12 protein-coding genes are annotated in these 17,430 nt (G+C 58.5%); 3 read left to right on the top strand and 9 right to left on the bottom strand.

What is annotated here, in order from left to right; genetic code table 11:
- Position 1: 1 nt before the first annotated feature.
- The 5 genes from rapA to araB all read right to left on the bottom strand — a co-directional run bounded on the left by rapA (position 2) and on the right by araB (position 9,636).
- Positions 2-2,908, bottom strand: a complete 2,907-nt coding sequence (gene rapA / locus ROR01S_RS13795; RefSeq protein WP_064359585.1) for an RNA polymerase-associated protein RapA — start codon at positions 2,906-2,908, stop codon at positions 2-4.
- A gap of 188 nt (positions 2,909-3,096) precedes the next feature.
- Positions 3,097-5,454, bottom strand: a complete 2,358-nt coding sequence (polB, locus tag ROR01S_RS13785) for a DNA polymerase II (protein WP_004857806.1) — start codon at positions 5,452-5,454, stop codon at positions 3,097-3,099.
- Between the two features lie 164 nt (positions 5,455-5,618).
- Complete coding sequence (gene araD, locus ROR01S_RS13780; RefSeq protein ID WP_015585171.1) at positions 5,619-6,314, bottom strand: L-ribulose-5-phosphate 4-epimerase; 696 nt, start codon at positions 6,312-6,314, stop codon at positions 5,619-5,621.
- A gap of 99 nt (positions 6,315-6,413) precedes the next feature.
- A complete protein-coding gene (araA, locus tag ROR01S_RS13775) occupies positions 6,414-7,916 on the bottom strand; it encodes an L-arabinose isomerase (RefSeq protein ID WP_064359584.1) in 1,503 nt (500 codons plus the stop codon).
- Between the two features lie 10 nt (positions 7,917-7,926).
- Positions 7,927-9,636 (bottom strand): ribulokinase, encoded by a 1,710-nt coding sequence (gene araB / locus ROR01S_RS13770; RefSeq protein WP_064357525.1) that lies wholly within the window; start codon positions 9,634-9,636, stop codon positions 7,927-7,929.
- A 337-nt stretch (positions 9,637-9,973) separates the two neighbouring features.
- Here araB and araC point away from each other — a divergent pair, with 337 nt between their 5' ends.
- Both araC and ROR01S_RS13760 read left to right on the top strand, forming a co-directional pair.
- Complete coding sequence (gene araC / locus ROR01S_RS13765; RefSeq protein ID WP_004857813.1) at positions 9,974-10,819, top strand: arabinose operon transcriptional regulator AraC; 846 nt, start codon at positions 9,974-9,976, stop codon at positions 10,817-10,819.
- A 253-nt stretch (positions 10,820-11,072) separates the two neighbouring features.
- Complete coding sequence (locus ROR01S_RS13760) at positions 11,073-11,837, top strand: DedA family protein (protein WP_015585169.1); 765 nt, start codon at positions 11,073-11,075, stop codon at positions 11,835-11,837.
- Here the strand turns inward: ROR01S_RS13760 and thiQ are convergent.
- From thiQ to sgrR, 4 genes are all read right to left on the bottom strand, one after another.
- Entirely contained in the window at positions 11,824-12,525 is a 702-nt protein-coding gene (thiQ, locus tag ROR01S_RS13755) for a thiamine ABC transporter ATP-binding protein ThiQ (protein ID WP_004857817.1), read from the bottom strand. The two genes, ROR01S_RS13760 and thiQ, sit on opposite strands and share 14 nt — an antisense overlap.
- Positions 12,509-14,119, bottom strand: coding sequence for a thiamine/thiamine pyrophosphate ABC transporter permease ThiP (thiP, locus tag ROR01S_RS13750; protein ID WP_004857818.1), 1,611 nt, complete (start codon positions 14,117-14,119; stop codon positions 12,509-12,511). The genes thiQ and thiP overlap by 17 nt, the downstream gene beginning before the upstream one ends.
- A complete protein-coding gene (gene thiB / locus ROR01S_RS13745) occupies positions 14,095-15,078 on the bottom strand; it encodes a thiamine ABC transporter substrate binding subunit (RefSeq protein WP_015585168.1) in 984 nt (327 codons plus the stop codon). The genes thiP and thiB overlap by 25 nt, the downstream gene beginning before the upstream one ends.
- 438 nt (positions 15,079-15,516) lie before the next feature.
- Entirely contained in the window at positions 15,517-17,172 is a 1,656-nt protein-coding gene (sgrR, locus tag ROR01S_RS13740; protein ID WP_015585167.1) for an HTH-type transcriptional regulator SgrR, read from the bottom strand.
- A gap of 87 nt (positions 17,173-17,259) precedes the next feature.
- Between sgrR and sgrT the strand changes: the two genes are divergently transcribed.
- Positions 17,260-17,412 (top strand): glucose uptake inhibitor SgrT, encoded by a 153-nt coding sequence (sgrT, locus tag ROR01S_RS26215; protein WP_004857824.1) that lies wholly within the window; start codon positions 17,260-17,262, stop codon positions 17,410-17,412.
- The last annotated feature ends 18 nt before the right edge of the window (positions 17,413-17,430 follow it).

Raw genomic sequence — 17,430 nt, 5'->3', positions numbered from 1 at the left:
GTTACTGGTGGGTGACCACGATTAAGCGCAGCGCGTCGAGACGCCAGCCTGCCTGCGCCAGCGCGTCCATCACCTGCTGACGGTTGCTCTCGATAGCGGAAAGCTCGTCGTCACGGATGTTCGGGTTAACCGCTTTTAATGCTTCCAGACGAGAGAGTTCCGCCGACAGCTTGTCGTTAGCTTCATCACGGGCCGCGTCGATCAGCGCCTGAGCGGCTTTGGCAACCTGCGCCTCACCGAGCTGGAGGATCGCATGCACGTCCTGCTGCACCGCGTTGACCAGTTTGCTGCCGGTATGGCGGTTGACGGCGCTCAGCTGGCGGTTGAAGCTTTCAAACTCCACCTGACCGGCGAGGTTATTGCCGTTTTTATCCAGCAGCATGCGCACCGGTGTCGCCGGCAGGAAGCGGTTAAGCTGCAGCTGCTTCGGCGCCTGCGCTTCCACCACGTAAATCAGCTCCAGCAGCAGCGTACCGACTGGCAGCGCTTTGTTCTTCAGCAGGGAGAGGGTGCTGCTGCCGGTATCGCCGGAGAGGATAAGATCCAGACCGTTGATAATCAGCGGATGCTCCCAGGTGACGAACTGAGCGTCTTCGCGGGACAGCGCGACATCACGTTCAAAGGTGATGGTGCAGCCGTCTTCCGGCAGGCCCGGGAAGTCCGGAACCAGCATATGATCGGACGGCGTGAGCACGATCAGGTTTTCACCGCGATCGTCCTGATTGATGCCGACAATATCGAACAGGTTCATGGCAAAGGCGATCAGGTTGGTATCGTCATCCTGCTCTTCAATGCTTTCGGCCAGCTTCTGCGCCTGTTCGCCGCCGTTGGAGTGAATCTCCAGCAGGCGATCGCGACCCTGTTCCAGCTGCGCTTTCAGCGCATCGTGCTGCTGACGGCAGGCTTTGATCAGCTCATCGAAGCCTTCGGTGGTTTCCGGGGCGGCAAGATAATTAATCAGTTCGTTATGCACGCTGTCATACACGGTGCGACCGGTCGGGCAGGTATGTTCAAACGCATCAAGCCCTTCGTGGTACCAGCGAACCAGCACGGACTGCGCGGTTCTTTCCAGATACGGAACGTGGATCTGGATATCGTGCGCCTGACCGATACGGTCGAGACGGCCAATACGCTGCTCCAGCAGATCCGGGTTGAACGGCAGATCGAACATTACCAGGTTGCTGGCAAACTGGAAGTTACGGCCTTCGGAGCCAATTTCAGAACACAGCAGCACCTGGGCGCCGGTGTCTTCTTCGGCGAACCATGCGGTGGCACGGTCGCGCTCAATGATGGACATACCTTCATGGAAGACCGCGGCGCGGATCCCTTCGCGCTCGCGCAGAACCTGCTCCAGCTGAAGGGCGGTGGCCGCTTTTGCACAGATCACCAGCACTTTCTGCGAACGGTGGCTGGTGAGATAGCCCATCAGCCACTCGACGCGCGGGTCGAAGTTCCACCATGTACCGGTATCGCCTTCAAATTCCTGATAAATCTGTTCCGGGTAGAGCATATCGCGCGCGCGCTCTTCTGCGGTTTTACGCGCACCCATAATGCCGGAGACTTTAATCGCCGTCTGATATTGGGTGGGCAGCGGCAGACGAATGGTGTGCAGCTCGCGTTTCGGGAAGCCTTTAACGCCGTTACGGGTATTACGGAACAGCACGCGGCTGGTGCCGTGGCGATCCATCAGCATTGAGACCAGCTCCTGGCGGGCGGCCTGGGCGTCGTCGCGATCGCTGTTAGCGGCCTGCAGCAGCGGTTCGATATCCTGTTCGCCGATCAGATCGCCGAGGGTGTTCAGCTCGGTATCGCTCAGCTTGTTGCCGGCCAGCAGCAGCGCGACAGCATCGGCCACCGGACGATAATTCTGTTGTTCTTCAACGAACTGCTCGAAGTCGTGGAAGCGGTTGGGATCCAGCAGGCGCAGACGGGCGAAGTGGCTTTCCATGCCCAGCTGTTCCGGCGTAGCGGTCAGCAGCAGCACGCCCGGCACACGTTCTGCCAGCTGCTCGATTGCCTGATATTCGCGGCTCGGCGCCTCTTCGCTCCACACCAGGTGGTGCGCTTCATCGACGATCATCAGATCCCATTCGGCGTCGCACAGATGTTCCAGACGCTGTTTGCTGCGGCGCACGAAATCCAGCGAGCAGATCACCAGCTGTTCGGTCTCGAACGGGTTGTAGGCATCGTGCTGGGCTTCGGCATAACGCTCATCGTCAAACAGCGAGAAGCGCAGGTTGAAGCGGCGCAGCATCTCGACCAGCCACTGATGCTGCAGGGTTTCCGGAACGACGATCAGCACGCGTTCGGCGGCGCCAGCAAGCAGCTGCTGATGCAGAATCATCCCGGCTTCGATGGTTTTACCCAGACCGACTTCATCGGCCAGCAGAACGCGCGGCGCGTGGCGGCGGCCGACGTCATGGGCGATATGCAGCTGGTGGGGAATCAGGCTGGTGCGCTGTCCGCGCAGGCCGCTCCACGGCATCCGGTACTGCTCGCTCTGGTATTTGCGGGCGCGGTAGCGCAGCGCAAAACGGTCCATTCTGTCGATCTGGCCGGCGAACAGGCGGTCCTGCGGTTTGCTGAACACCAGTTTGCTGTCGAGCAGCACTTCGCGCAGCGTGACGTTGGCTTCTTCGGTATCAAGACGGGTACCGGTGTAGGCCAGCAGGCCGTTTTCTTCATTAACTTCGTCAACCTGGAGCTGCCAGCCTTCGTGGCTGGTGATGGTATCACCCGGGTTAAACATCACGCGGGTGATCGGGGAATCATTGCGTGCGTACAGACGGTTTTCGCCGATGGCGGGGAAAAGCAGGGTCACCATGCGCGCATCCAGCGCAACTACCGTCCCTAATCCCAGTTCGCTCTCTGTGTCGCTAATCCAGCGTTGACCAAGTGTAAAAGGCATATATGTTCAGCTCTTGTGTTCTTAAATTGCAGGCAATAGTTAATCTTCTCCAGGCAAGCCAGAGAGAGATCAAGATTGGGTCCAGGAATGGAAAGGGCGCTATATTACTGGATGGCAGCTCGTTCGTCACGTCCTCCTCGTCCTTCAATTTGCAGATATGTTGGCTGGAAATTGCAATGGCGAGGAAATCAAAATAGCCCCAGTTGCCCTGTTACTATTGTAGCAAAATCATCGTCGACAAAGGGAAGTATTCCTTCCGCGACCGGCTGAAGTTGCTTTGACAAATAGTGCTCATAATCGAGCGGCGACAGTTGATAATCCACCGGTTCCGGGCCGCTGGTGGTCCAGACATACTGGATGCTGCCGCGCTGCTGGTACTGCTGCGGCCTGCCCAGCCTGACGTTTTGCTCATCGGCCAGCCGTGCGGCGCGCACGTGCGGCGGCACGTTGCGCTGGTATTCGGCCAGCGGGCGGCGCAGGCGCTTACGGTAGATCAAGCGATCGTCGAGCTCACCGCTCATCAGCTTAGCAATGGTTTCCAGAATATAGTCGCGATAGGGCTGGTGGCGGAAAATGCGCAGATACAGCTCCTGCTGGAACTGCTGGGCCAGCGGCGTCCAGTCGGTGCGCACCGTCTCCAGTCCTTTGAAGACCATCCGCTGCGCCTCTCCCTCCTGAATCATCCCGGCGTAGCGTTTTTTGCTGCCGGTGTCGGCTCCGCGAATGGTCGGCATTAAAAAGCGGCTGAAGTGGGTTTCAAACTCCAGCTCGAGGGTGCTGGTGAGCTGGTCTTTACTCAGCTCAGCGGCCCACCAGTCGTTGACGAAAGCGACCAGCGAGCGCCCGATTTGCGTCGCCTCTTCTTCGCAATGAGGTCGCTTAAGCCAGACGAAGGTAGAGTCGGTATCGCCGTAGATAACGTCATAGCCCTGCGACTCAATCAGCGCTTTGGTCTGGCGCATAATCGCATGCCCGCGCATGGTGATAGAAGAGGCCAGACGGGGATCGAAAAAACGACAGGCGCTGGTGCCGAGCACGCCATAGAAGGCGTTCATGATAATCTTCAGCGCCTGAGACAGGGGTTTGTTCTTGTGCCGTTTGGCATCATCGCGGCCGTGCCAGATTTGGCCGACAATCCCCGGCAAACAGTGGTTCTGACGCGAGAAACGGGCGCCGAGAAAACCCTCGGTGCTGTGCGCATTGTCCGGCTGCGCCATCCCTTCGATAAGCCCGACCGGGTCGATCAAAAAAGTGCGGATAATCGAAGGGTAAAGGCTTTTATAATCCAGAACCAGCACCGAATCATAGAGACCGGGGCGCGAGTCCATGACGTAACCGCCGGGACTGGCCTGCGGCGGCACTTCGCCCAGGTTAGGGGCGACGTAACCCAGCCGGTGCATGCGTGGAAAATAGAGATGGCTAAAGGCGGCGACGGAACCACCGTGGCGGTCGGCGGGCAGACCGTTGACCGTGGCTCGTTCGAGCAGAAACGGCATGATCTCCGTTTTATGGAAGATACGCGTGACCAGCTCGCAGTCCTGCAGATTATAGGTCGCCAGCGCCGGTTTATCTTCGTTGAAACGGCGGTCGATTTCGTCCATCCGATCCCAGGGATTATCAATCGCTTTCCCCTCGCCGAGCAGCTCACGCGCCACCGCTTCAAGGGAAAAAGAGGAGAAGTTCCAGAAGGCGGATTTCAGCGCCTCGATACCGTCAATAATCAGCCGGCCGTTGGCCTGGGCAAAGAAGACGCCCTGCTTAAACCCGTGCTCGCGCCACTCCAGTTCCGTATTCCCACGGCCGAGCATCAGCGGAATGCGATAGCGTTCGGCATGCTTTTGCAGGACCCGCAGGTCGAACTGGATAACGTTCCAGCCGATCAGGACATCCGGATTGTGCAAGGCAAACCAGGCATTGAGTTTTTCCAGTAGCTGCGGACGGCTGGAGACGTACTCCAGCTGGAAATCGACGGCGGGAGAGGTCGCCGGTTGCGGCCCAAGCATGTAGACCACCCGCTGCCCGCAGCCTTCCAGCCCGATGCAGTACAGCTCACCGTGGCGGCTGGTTTCAATATCCAGCGACACCCACTTCAGCGGCGGCCGGTAGTGCGGGTTGGGCTTCATGCGGGCGTTGATCAGCCGCCCGCCGCGCGCGTCACCTTCGACCCAAACCGGAGCGGTAATGAAGCGCTCCATCAGATAGCGCTCCGGTGGGCGGATATCGGCTTCGTAAACGGTGATGCCGTTTTCACGCAGCTTCTTTTCCAGGCGCATCAGCTGGCGATGAGCGCGACAATAGAGGCCAAAGACCGGCTGGCGATGAAAGTCTTTTAAGGTGAGCGGAGCGAGACGCAGGCCGTTTTCGCCCTGCAACAGACGTTCGACCTGGGCGCGCTGTGCTTCAGGAATGAAGGCGACCGACTCCTGCGGCGGCAGGGTGATCTCAAGCGGGCCGTCGTCGGTGGCAAGCCAGAAGGACAGCTCGGTGCCTTGCGGGGTATCCCGCCAGTGACGGGTCAAGAGGAAACCTTCTCGTGGCTGGGTCACGCCGTGCTCTCATCAAATAAAACCAGGCCTGATTATAGCCTGGTTCAATCAATGATGCTGGGGTTTTATACAGGTATGGGCTTGTCGTGCCGACGCCGCTATCCGGGCTGGCGGTTCGCTAACGGCTGTCGACGAATCGCCTGGCGACGGCGAAAGCCGCGGCGCTACTGCCCGTAGTAGGCTTTTGCCCCGTGTTTGCGCAGGTAGTGCTTGTCCAGCAGAGTTTGCTGCATCGCGGGCAGCTGCGGCGCTAGCTGGCGGCAGAAAATCCCCATATAGGCGATCTCTTCCAGCACGATTGCATTATGTACCGCATCTTCGGCGTTTTTCCCCCAGGCGAACGGGCCGTGCGAATGCACCAGCACGCCGGGCATTTGCGCCGGATCGATACCCTGTTCGCGGAACGTTTCGACGATAACGCGCCCGGTTTCCCACTCATATTCGCCGTTGATTTCCTCATCGGTCATCAGGCGGGTGCAGGGCACCGGGCCATAGAAATAATCGGCATGGGTGGTACCGGTCGCCGGAATAGCTTGCCCGGCCTGCGCCCAGATGGTGGCGTGGCGCGAATGGGTATGGACAATCCCGCCCAATGACGGGAAGGCCTGGTAGAGCAGGCGATGGGTTGCTGTATCCGAAGAGGGTTTCTTTTTCCCTTCGACCACTTCGCCGCTTTCAAGACTCACCACCACCATATCGTCGGCGCCCATTGCGCTGTAGTCGACGCCCGACGGCTTAATCACCAGCACGCCGCGTTCGCGATCGACGGCGCTGACGTTGCCCCAGGTGAGGGTGACGAGATTGTTTTTCGGCAGGGCCAGGTTAGCTTCTAGCACCTGCTGCTTTAATGCTTCGAGCATTGGGTTCTCCTTGCCGGCGGCGCTTCGTTGACCTGGCCTACAAAACCGCAGTGTGTAGGCCGGGCAAACCACGTGTCGCCGGACAATTGGCTGCCGTGGTTAACGTTTTGAAGCGTAATAGACTTCGTTCCAGCGCAGCGCGTCTTTAAAGGACGGCAGACGGGTTTCGTTATCGATTACCGCCAGTTCGATATCCTGTAGCTCGGCAAATTGACGCATATCATCGAGCGTCAGCGCGTGGCTGAAGACGGTGTGGTGTGCGCCGCCGGCGATGATCCAGGCTTCAGACGCGGTGCTCAGATCCGGCTGGGCTTTCCACAATGCATTGGCAACCGGCAGCTTCGGCAGATCGTGCGGCGTCGGGACTGTTTCCACGGTGTTAACCAGCAGGCGGAAACGATCGCCAAGATCGATCAGGCTGGCGACGAGGGCCGGACCGGTCTGCGTATTGAAGATCAGGCGGGCCGGATCGGCTTTACCGCCGATGCCCAACGGCTGAACGTCGAGGATCGGTTTGTCTGCCGTGGCGATAGTCGGGCAGACTTCCAGCATATGCGAGCCCAGAACCAGATCGTCTCCGTTATCGAAGTGGTAGGTGTAATCCTCCATAAAGGAGGTGCCGCCCTGCAGACCGGTTGACATCACCTTCATGATGCGAAGCAGGGCGGCGGTTTTCCAGTCGCCTTCGCCGGCAAAGCCATAGCCCTGCTGCATCAGACGCTGTACGGCGAGGCCCGGGAGCTGCTTCAGGCCGTGCAAATCTTCAAAGGTAGTGGTGAAAGCATGGAAGCCGCCCTGCTCAAGGAAACGTTTCATCCCCAGCTCAATGCGCGCGGCGTCGAGCACATTCTGCCGCTTATCACCGTGGATCTGCGCCGCCGGGGTCAGGCGATAGCTGCTTTCATACTCATCAACCAGCGCGCTGATATCCCCCTCGCTGATGCTGTTGACCACCTGAACCAGATCGCCCACCGCCCAGGTATTGACCGAAAAGCCGAATTTGATCTGGGCGGCAACTTTATCGCCATCGGTGACCGCGACTTCACGCATGTTGTCGCCGAAACGGCAGACTTTCAGATGACGGGTATCCTGCTTAGAAACCGCCTGGCGCATCCAGGAGCCGATGCGCTGATGGGCGCTCTGATCCTGCCAGTGGCCGGTAACCACGCTGTGCTGCTGGCGCATGCGCGCGCCGATAAAGCCGAACTCGCGGCCGCCGTGCGCGGTCTGATTCAGGTTCATAAAGTCCATATCGATGCTGTCCCACGGTAGCGACGCGTTGTATTGCGTGTGGAACTGCAGCAGCGGCTTATTGAGGATAGTCAGGCCGTTAATCCACATTTTGGCCGGAGAAAAGGTGTGCAGCCACACCATCATGCCGGCACATTTATCATCATAGTTAGCGTCGCGGCAGATATGGGTAATCTCATCCGGCGTGGTGCCCAGCGGCTTTAACACCAGCTTGCACGGCAGCTTTGCTTCCGCATTCAGGCTGTTCACCACATGTTCGGCATGCTTCGTGACCTGACGCAGCGCTTCCGGGCCATACAGATGCTGGCTGCCAATCACGAACCATACTTCGTAGTTATCAAAAATCGTCATTTTCGTGTCCTTAATGGGTGAGAGCTGCCTGAGAAAGCGGGGCTTTTTCCGCCTTCGCAGCCGAAGGGAGATACTGTTGTTCTGCGCTGACCGACCACTGCTGGTAGCGCTGATAAAGTTGTTCAAAGCGTTGAGCCTGGGCAGGACGCGGCTGCAGGGTGCTTTCGACCTCACTTGCCATGCTGCGCTGGGCGGTGGGGATATCCTGATGCACGCCTGCGGCGACGGCGGCGAAGATCGCCGCGCCGAGCGCGCAGCACTGATCGGAGGCGACGATTTGCAGCGGCCGGTTCAGCACGTCACAGCAGGCCTGCATAATGACCGGGTTTTTACGGGCAATACCGCCCAGGGCCATCACGTTGTTGACCGGGATTCCCTGGTCGGTGAAGCACTCCATAATGGCGCGCGCGCCGAAGGCGGTGGCCGCCACCAGGCCGCCAAAGAGCGCCGGCGCATCGGTGGCGAGATTCAGATCGGTAATGACCCCCTTCAGTCGCTGGTTGGCATTGGGGGTGCGACGGCCGTTAAACCAGTCCAGAACCACCGGCAGATGTTCCAGCGACGGATTTTTGGCCCAGGCTTCGGTCAGCGATGGCAGCAGCTGTTTTTGCTGGGCAGCAATCTGCGTTTTCAGCTCCGGATGCTGCTGCGCCAGCTGTTCCAGCGGCCAGCCGAGAATACGGCCAAACCAGGCGTAAATATCGCCGAAGGCAGATTGTCCGGCCTCCATACCAATAAAGTCAGGGACCACGCTGCCATCGACCTGGCCGCAGATCCCCTTGACCGTGCGATTGCCCACGCTCTGTTTATCGGCGATCAGAATGTCGCAGGTGGAGGTGCCAATGACTTTGACTAGGGCGTTAGGCTGCGCGCCGGCGCCGACTGCACCCATATGGCAGTCGAAGGCGCCGCCGGACAGAATGACGGTTTCCGGCAGGCCCAGGCGCTGCGCCCATTCGGCACAGAGCGTGCCGACAGGGACATCGGCGGTCCAGGTGTCGCTAAACAGCGGCCAGCTCAGGTGCCGGTTGATAATCGGATCGAGCTCATCGAAGAAGCTGGCCGGCGGCAGTCCGCCCCAGCTTTCGTGCCACAATGATTTATGCCCGGCGCTGCAGCGTCCGCGACGAATATCCTGCGGGCGGGTGGTGCCGGAAAGCAGGGCGGGCACCCAGTCGCACAGCTCAATCCACGAAGCGGCTGCCTCGGCGACGGCGCGGTCCTGACGGGTGACGTGGAGTATTTTGGCCCAGAACCACTCGCTGGAGTAGATGCCGCCAATGTAGCGGGAGTAGTCCTCTTTGCCCGGCTGATGGCACAGGCGAGTAATGGCTTCCGCCTCTTCGACCGCCGTGTGGTCCTTCCACAGCACGAACATGGCATTGGGGTTATCGGCAAACTCTTCGCGCAGCGCCAGCACGTTGCCGTCGGCATCGATCGGCGCCGGCGTTGAGCCGGTGCTATCGACGCCGATGCCCACCACCCCGGCGCGCTGTTCGGGGCTTAACAATGCCAACACACTTTTCAGCGCGGCTTCCATCGATTCAATGTAGTCGCGCGGATGGTGGCGAAACCGGTTATTCGGGCCATCGCAAAACAGCCCCTCCTGCCAGCGCGGATACCACTCTACGCTGGTGGCCAGCTCCTCGCCGGTGGCGCATTCCACTGCCAGTGCGCGTACGGAATCACTACCAAAATCGAGGCCAATCGCAATTGCCATGCTGTTACTCCATGCAGAAAACCATTCATGGTGAAACAGTAGATATTCACGCCAAAAACCGTCAGGCCGTATTCGCTAATCTTATGGACTATGTTGCTATTGCATCGCAAAGTGTGACGCCGTGCAAATATTCAATGTGGACATTTCTGCCGTATTTATAGACACTTCTGTTATGCGGAAAAAGTGCTTTAATTGTGCGCTGTCATCGATTTTTGCTGTGACGAGGCGGGTTTTGATCGAAATTTCAACCGGCGTCCCAGTACGGCGAGCTGCGTTAGCAGTACAATGTTGAATATGGACAATTGGTTTCCATAATATATCCAGGAGAGCTGAGCCTATGGCTGAAACACAAAACGATCCGCTGCTGCCGGGCTACTCGTTTAATGCCCATCTGGTGACGGGGCTGACGCCGATTGATGCCGATGGCTATCTGGATTTCTTTATTGATCGTCCGCTCGGTATGAAGGGATATATTCTGAACCTGACGGTGCGCGGTGAAGGGGTGATTAACAATCACGATGAGCAGTTTATCTGCCGGCCGGGAGATATTTTGCTTTTTCCGCCGGGAGAAATTCATCACTATGGCCGCCATCCCGATGCCCGTGAATGGTATCACCAGTGGGTCTACTTCCGGCCGCGCGCCTACTGGCATGAATGGCTGAACTGGCCGACGATCTTCGCCCAGACCGGCTTTTTCCGTCCTGATGAGCAGTGGCAGGCGCGTTTTTGCGAGCTGTTTGGGCAGATCGTTGAGGCTGGTCAGGGGGCCGGACGCTATTCGGAGCTGCTGGCGATCAATTTGCTCGAGCAGCTGCTGTTACGGCGCATGGAGGCGATTAATGAGTCTCTGCATCCGCCGCTGGACAATCGCGTGCGCGATGCCTGCCAGTACATCAGCGATCACCTCGCGGATAGCCATTTCGATATCGCCAGCGTCGCCCAGCATGTCTGTCTGTCTCCTTCGCGCCTGTCCCATCTGTTCCGCCAGCAGCTGGGTATCAGCGTGCTGGGGTGGCGGGAAGACCAGCGCATCAGCCAGGCGAAGCTGCTGCTCAGTACCACGCGTATGCCCATCGCCACGGTAGGGCGCAACGTCGGGTTCGAAGACCAGCTCTACTTTTCGCGGGTATTTAAGAAATGCACCGGCGCCAGCCCCAGTGAATTCCGTGCGGGGTGTGAATAAAACGTAAAGAAAATGAAATGTTGCGCCGGATAATTGTCACAACCAGTAAACTAAACCCTAAATAATTCGAGTTGCAGGAAGGCGGCAACGCAGGGAATCCCCAGGAGCTTACTCAAGTAAGTGACTGGGGTGAGCGAGGAAAGCCAACGCTCATGCAACTTGAAGTATGACGGGTTTATTCTGACAATTGATGACTTGACGAAGGCGCGACGGCTCCGGAGAATCCGTGCTTCGTTTTGATACCGGGCACATTATGCAAGCATTGCTGGAACATTTTATCACCCAGTCTACGGTCTATTCCCTGATAGCCGTGATGCTGGTCGCCTTCCTTGAATCACTGGCGCTGGTGGGGCTGATATTACCGGGAACGGTGATGATGGCCGGGCTGGGGGCGCTGATTGGCAGCGGAGACGTGAATTTCTGGCAGGCGTGGCTGGCGGGGATTATCGGGTGTTTACTCGGCGACTGGATCTCTTTCTGGCTCGGCTGGCGGTTTAAAAAACCGCTCCATCGCTGGTCTTTTATGAAGAAAAACAAGGCGCTGTTGGATAAAACCGAGCATGCGCTGCATCAGCACAGCATGATCACGATTCTTATCGGCCGCTTTGTTGGTCCGACGCGGCCGCTGGTGCCGATGGTCGCCGGCATGCTCGATCTCCCGGTGGCGAAGTTTATTCTGCCCAATATTATTGGTTGCCTGCTGTGGCCGCCGCTGTACTTCTTGCCAGGTATTCTGGCCGGCGCGGCGATTGATATCCCCACCAATGAGCACAGCGCCAGCTTCAAGTGGCTGCTGCTGGCTGCCGCGCTGCTGGTTTGGCTGGCGGGCTGGCTGTGCTGGCGCTTGTGGCGCAGCGCAAAAATGCGCGATCGCCTGACGCGACTCTTACCCCGCGCGCGTCTGCTGTGGCTGACGCCGGTGACGGTGGTGCTGGCCGGCGCAGCGCTAACCCTGGTGATTCGCCATCCTCTGATGCCCGTCTATCTCGATATTCTGCACAAGGTTATCGCGCGCTAATGCCTAACAGGTGAGAGGCGCTGCTGTTGCCGCTGAGCAACGTTTCGGTCGCGCCGTCCCAGGCGATCCGCCCGTCGGCCACCACCAGCGAGCGCGGCGCGATACGGGCGGCATCTTCCACGCTATGAGACACCATCAGCAGCGTCAGATGTTGACGCTGGCAGACATCGTTCACCAGCGTCAGCATCTCCTGGCGCAGTGCGGGGTCGAGTGCGGAAAAAGGTTCGTCCAGCAGCAGGACCGGCTGTTCCCGGACCAGACAGCGCGCCAGCGCCACGCGTTGGCGCTGGCCGCCTGAGAGCTCGCCCGGCAATCTGTCCAGCAGTGAATCGATGCTCATTTGCCCGGCTATCGTCTGCAGGCTGGCGGTCTGCGTCGGGTTAAGCTTCAGCCCCGGATGCATCCCGAGCGCGATATTCTGGCGGACGGTAAGATGATGAAAGAGATTGTTTTCCTGAAACAGCATTGATACCGGGCGCCGGGCCGGCGGCGTCGTGGTATGCGGCTGGCCGTTAATCAAAATCGTGCCGCTCACCGGCGGCAGAAAGCCGGCGATCAGATTGAGCAGCGTACTTTTGCCCGCGCCGCTCGGGCCGAGCACGGCGAGGCGTTCACCCTGCTCGACGGAGAGCGTGAAGCGCATCGGCAGATGCTGGTAAAGCCAGGTCACATCATTCAGTTTTAACATCACGTCCCGGAAGTTTCTCAATCACGGTAAAGAGTAAAAAGCACAGCAGCAGTAGCAGCAGGGCAGTGACGGCACCGTCCTGGCTACGATAAGAGCCTATTTGCTGGTACAGATAGAACGGCAGCGTACGGAATTGTTCATTACCGAACAGCGCGACGGCGCCGAAATCGCCGATGGACAGGACGCAGGCAAACGCCAGCGCCTGGGCCAGCGGACGCTTTAATGCGCGCAGCTCCACGACCCTCAGGCGGGTAAAACCGCTCATGCCCAAAGAGTGGCAGAGCATACCGTAGCGTACGGCAATATCGCGCATCGGGTTTTCCAGCACCTTCAGGGCATAGGGGATAGCCATCAGCGCGTTGGTGAAGATCACAATACCGTCGGCGGAAGCCGGCAGTCCAATACTGTTATTGAGCAGTAAAAAGAAGCCGGTCGCCAGCACGATTCCCGGCATCGCCAGAATCAGCATACCGCTGAGTTCCAGCGTCTGGCCCGCCAGCAGTCGGTTGCGAAGGCGCAGTTCACGGCTGCTCCACAGCAGCATCATCGTTAACATCACGCTGAGCAGACCGGCGGAAAGCGCGATGCGTAACGAAGTGCAGAATGCCTGCCACAGCGCGGGCTGCGCCAGGACGCTGAGCAGATTGTTATTCAGACCGTCGACCACCACCGCCAGCAGCGGAGGCAGCAGTAACAGTAGCGTGAAAACGATCAGCGCGGTATCGCTCAGGCGGCTGTGCAGGCGATCGTCCGGATCGCGCCAGCCGTGAACTTGCGTGGTGCCGATAGCAACGGCCTTGCTCAGCCGCTGGGCGAGGAGCACCAGCCCGAGGCAGCAGACCATCTGGATCAGCGCCAGCATCGCCGCACGGGCCGGGTCATAATCAAAGTTCAGCGCCTGGTAGATCGCCAGCTCAATCGTTGTGGCCCGTGGGCCGCCGCCCAGCGACAGCACGGTGGCAAAGCTGGCGAAGCAGAGCATAAAGATCAGTGCCGCAACCGGGGGAATTTGCCGCCGTAGCCAGGGCCACTCCACCAGACGGAAAAAAGGGTAGCCGCGCATGCCCAGCTGGGCAGCGATCTGCCGCTGCTCTCCGGGGATATTCTCCAGCGCCTGCAGCAGCAGCCGGGTTGCCATCGGCATATTGAAAAAAACGTGCGCCAGCAGAATGCCTTGCAGTCCATACGGCGAGAAATCCCACTGCCAGCCGATGGCGTTAAACAGTGTCGCCAGCCAGCCCTGACGGCCATAGACGCTGAGAATGCCAAAGACGGCCACTAATACCGGCAGAATCAGCGTCATGGCGCACAGGCGCAGCAGCAGCGTACGCCCCGGGAAGCGGCGACGATACAGCGCGCGGGCGAGAAAAATCGCCGGTACAACGGAGAAGAGCGCGGAGAGAAACGCTTGCCAGAAAGAGAAACGGATAACGTGCCACAGATAGCTGTCGCTGAAAACCGAGCGCCACGCCGCCTCCGGCGCACTGCTCCAGAGCGCCAGGAATGCGGCCAGTGCGACGGCGACCAGCAGCGCGGCGGCCGTCAGACCCGGCGCCAGCCAGCCGATGTTTAGCGGCTGACGGCGCGTTGCCATGCATTAATCCAGTTTTGACGTTCTGCGGCGACCTGCTGCGGAGTATATTCCAGCGTGGTTTGAGGTTTCGGCAACGTCTCAAAGCCCGCGGGAAGCGCAACCTGGGTGACCGGATACATCCAGTTGCCGGTCGGGATGGCATTCTGGAAGGCGGGAGACACCATAAACTTGAGGAATTTCTCCGCCAGCTCCGGTTGTTTGCTGGCGGCGGTACGCGCGGCGACTTCAACCTGCAAATAGTGGCCTTCGGCGAAACTGGCGGCCGCGTACTGGTCTTTTTTCTCTTCAATGATGTGGTAGGCCGGCGATGTGGTGTAGCTGAGAACCAGATCGCTTTCCCCTTTCAGGAACAGACCGTAAGCCTCGCTCCAGCCTTTGGTGACGGTGACGGTTTTCGCCGCCAGTTTTTGCCAGGCTTCCGGCGACTTCTCGCCATACACTTTTTGCATCCACAGCAGCAGCCCCAGGCCCGGGGTACTGGTGCGGGGATCTTCGTAGATCACGCGCCATTTTTGATCGCTTTCCACCAGTTCTTTCAGGCTTTTCGGCGGGTTTTTCAGCTTGTTTTTGTCGTAGACAAAGGCGAAATAGCCGTAATCAAACGGCACAAACGTGTCGTTATCCCAGCCGCCCGGTACCGTGACTGCGCTGGCCGGTACCTGGCTTTTGGCGAACAATTTGCTCTGCGTAGCCGCTTCCAGCAGGTTGTTGTCCAGCCCGAGCACTACATCGGCTTTGCTATTCTTGCCTTCCATCCGCAGACGATTAAGCAGCGAAACGCCATCTTCCAGCGCCACGAACTTCAGTTCACAGTTGCAGTCGGCTTCAAAGGCTTTTTTCACGACCGGTCCAGGACCCCAGTCTGCCGAAAAGGAGTCATAGGTGTAGACGGTGAGTACAGGTTTAGCAAACGCGGGAACGGCGACCAGCGCCAGCAGCGGGAGTAATTTTTTCAACACTTTGCACCTCATAAACAAGGGGGGGGCAAAGGATTTTGAGTAGGCCTCAAATCCCTTCGCCGGCGTTATCCGGATCAGGTTCGACGGGTATTTTCTCAGCCAATACACTTCATCCTTCGCGCTGCCTCTGCGTTAGCATCGCGTGTTCACCCCGGTCACATAGTTATCTATGCTCCCGGGGATTCACCCGCTTGCCGCCTTGATGCAACCCGAATGATTTTGTGTATACACGCTTTATCCTTCGCGCTGTCTCTGCGTTAGCATCGCGTGTTCACCCCGGTCACATAGTTATCTATGCTCCTGGGGATTCACCCGCTTGCCGCCTTGATGCAACCCGAATGATTTTGTGTACGTATATCAGCACCCCGTTGAGAACGGCGATAGTGTAATGATTTTGTGAACTGACGGAAAGCGCTTCAGCGCCTGCCGGGAGTGCTATCAGGGATCCGGCGGCGCGAACCATGCGGATTTGAAATCAAACCAGCCGAGCGTATTCATTCTTACGCCACGCATACTGCGCTGCCCCTGGATCATCAGCCAGTGGTGGATCAGCGGCACGATGGTTTGATTGGCCAGCAGCTGCTGGCTCCAGGTGGCCGGGTTTAGCTCGCCTGCGTGCCAGCGACGGGCATCCTGCTCCCAGTCGACAGGAATACAATGCCGTATCAGCGGGACCTCATACAGCAAGGCAAACAGAGAAAAATCAATCGGCAGGGTAAAGTTGGCGCTGTTCAACCAGACATCGCTGACCACCTCGCCGCGGTGCCACTCTTCGTAGTCCAGCTCCTGAATCTCCAGCTTGACCTGATGCTCCGCCAGCAGTGTTGCCATGATCCCGCCCATCACGCGGTGTTCGACGTGATCCCGGTAGTAGGTGAGGGTGACAGACTCCAGTCCCGGCGGTTTTTCACAGGCATGACTGCGGGCGTGGTGCCAGCGGGGCAGCAGACCGTAGGCCGGGAACCAGTTGCCCTGATACTGTTCACCGGCGTGATAAAGCAGATTGGCGGGCTGTAACAGATAGCTGAGCCACTGGCGAACCGCGAGGTTGCTGCCGAGAGGGCTGCGGGCATCAAACAGCAGATAGTAGCACCCTTCTTCCAGCCGGCTCTCAACCGCTTTCTCACTTTGCGTGGTCCCCTGTAGCGTCAGGCCGCCGTTGGGCTCTTCGCTAATCTCTGGCAGGACCCAGACGTTAACTTCATCAATTAACGCCCGGTAGCCGAAATAATCGTCAAAAGCATGGATCTTCAGCTGGTTTTGATTGTTGCGAACCACCGCATAAGGCCCGGTACCTACCGGCATTGCAGAGAAATTCTCCATCGACTGCCATTCACGCGGCAATACGACAGCCGACACCTGGCCGAGCAGCCACGGTAGCCAGCGATCGGGTTGCGTCAGATGTACATCCAGCGTCCAGGCGGTGGGGGAGGCAATACGTTCAATATGTGAGTAGAGCGGCAGACTGTTGCTGCGCTGCAACGAAGCAATGACATCCTCCATCTCCAGCTCTCTCCCGTGGTGAAAATGAATGCCGGGGCGGAGAAAAAATCGCCAGTGGGTGGGCGAAAGCTGCTGCCAGTGGTGCGCAATGTCGGCTTCCAGTTCCCCGTTTTCCTCATTTACCCGCGTTAATGCGCTGAAGATCTGCCTGGCGATATGATTTTCCGAGCGGCGCAGCGCGCTGCCGGGGAGCAGGTTTTTCATCGGTCGGTAGTAGAGTACGCGCAGAATATGCCGCCCCTGACGGAAGCTGCGGCCCAGATGCGAGACCAGCATCTGACGCACCGCGGCCTTGTCGCCCACCAGCTGGACCAGTTGATCGATCCGATCCTGTTCCAGCAGATCCTCGGCCCGCTGCTGCTGCAGCGCCAGGCCGGTATAGAGGAAAGCCAGCTTTGAACGCTTGCCGCGCCCGGCCTCCGCTTCCCAGGTTAACCAGCCGCGTTCTTCCATCATATTCAGCAACGTACGCATATGGCGGCGCGAGCAGCAGAGCATTTCCGCCAGTTCGTTAAGGGTTGTCTCCTGCGATTTACCTTCGCAGCACTGCCATAAGCGGATGAACTGTTGTTGCAGACGAGCAGAAGACATAAAAGGGGAACTCCTGATGAAAACTCAGCAATTTATTAATCCCTATATTAGGCCAATAATGCATTCCGATGAAGCGAGGAGGTGAATATGATGAGGTCTACCGCGAAACAGTTCTACCAACGCTACTTTTCTGCGACGCAGGACGCGTCATGGCTGGCCCGCCTGATGGCAGGGAGACAGCAGAAGATTCTTGGCGAGCTGATGCAGTGGGGAGTTACGTCACAGACCTCTGATCATTGACTTGCCCACATCATGTGT

Source organism: Klebsiella ornithinolytica NBRC 105727 = ATCC 31898 (assembly GCF_001598295.1).
GTDB lineage: Bacteria > Pseudomonadota > Gammaproteobacteria > Enterobacterales > Enterobacteriaceae > Klebsiella > Klebsiella ornithinolytica.
Note: the sequence above shows the minus strand (reverse complement) of the source record. Positions and strands in the feature narration are given on the sequence as shown.

Bases quoted from the DNA above. Each gene is read 5' to 3' on its own strand.
- rapA (WP_064359585.1), bottom strand. From the start codon at position 2,908: ATGCCTTTTACACTTGGTCAACGCTGGATTAGCGACACAGAGAGCGAA.
- araD (WP_015585171.1), bottom strand. From the start codon at position 6,314: ATGCTCGAAGCATTAAAGCAGCAGGTGCTAGAAGCTAACCTGGCCCTG.
- araA (WP_064359584.1), bottom strand. From the start codon at position 7,916: ATGACGATTTTTGATAACTACGAAGTATGGTTCGTGATTGGCAGCCAG.
- araB (WP_064357525.1), bottom strand. From the start codon at position 9,636: ATGGCAATTGCGATTGGCCTCGATTTTGGTAGTGATTCCGTACGCGCA.
- araC (WP_004857813.1), top strand. From the start codon at position 9,974: ATGGCTGAAACACAAAACGATCCGCTGCTGCCGGGCTACTCGTTTAAT.
- ROR01S_RS13760 (WP_015585169.1), top strand. From the start codon at position 11,073: ATGCAAGCATTGCTGGAACATTTTATCACCCAGTCTACGGTCTATTCC.
- thiQ (WP_004857817.1), bottom strand. From the start codon at position 12,525: ATGTTAAAACTGAATGATGTGACCTGGCTTTACCAGCATCTGCCGATG.
- thiP (WP_004857818.1), bottom strand. From the start codon at position 14,119: ATGGCAACGCGCCGTCAGCCGCTAAACATCGGCTGGCTGGCGCCGGGT.
- sgrR (WP_015585167.1), bottom strand. From the start codon at position 17,172: ATGTCTTCTGCTCGTCTGCAACAACAGTTCATCCGCTTATGGCAGTGC.
- sgrT (WP_004857824.1), top strand. From the start codon at position 17,260: ATGATGAGGTCTACCGCGAAACAGTTCTACCAACGCTACTTTTCTGCG.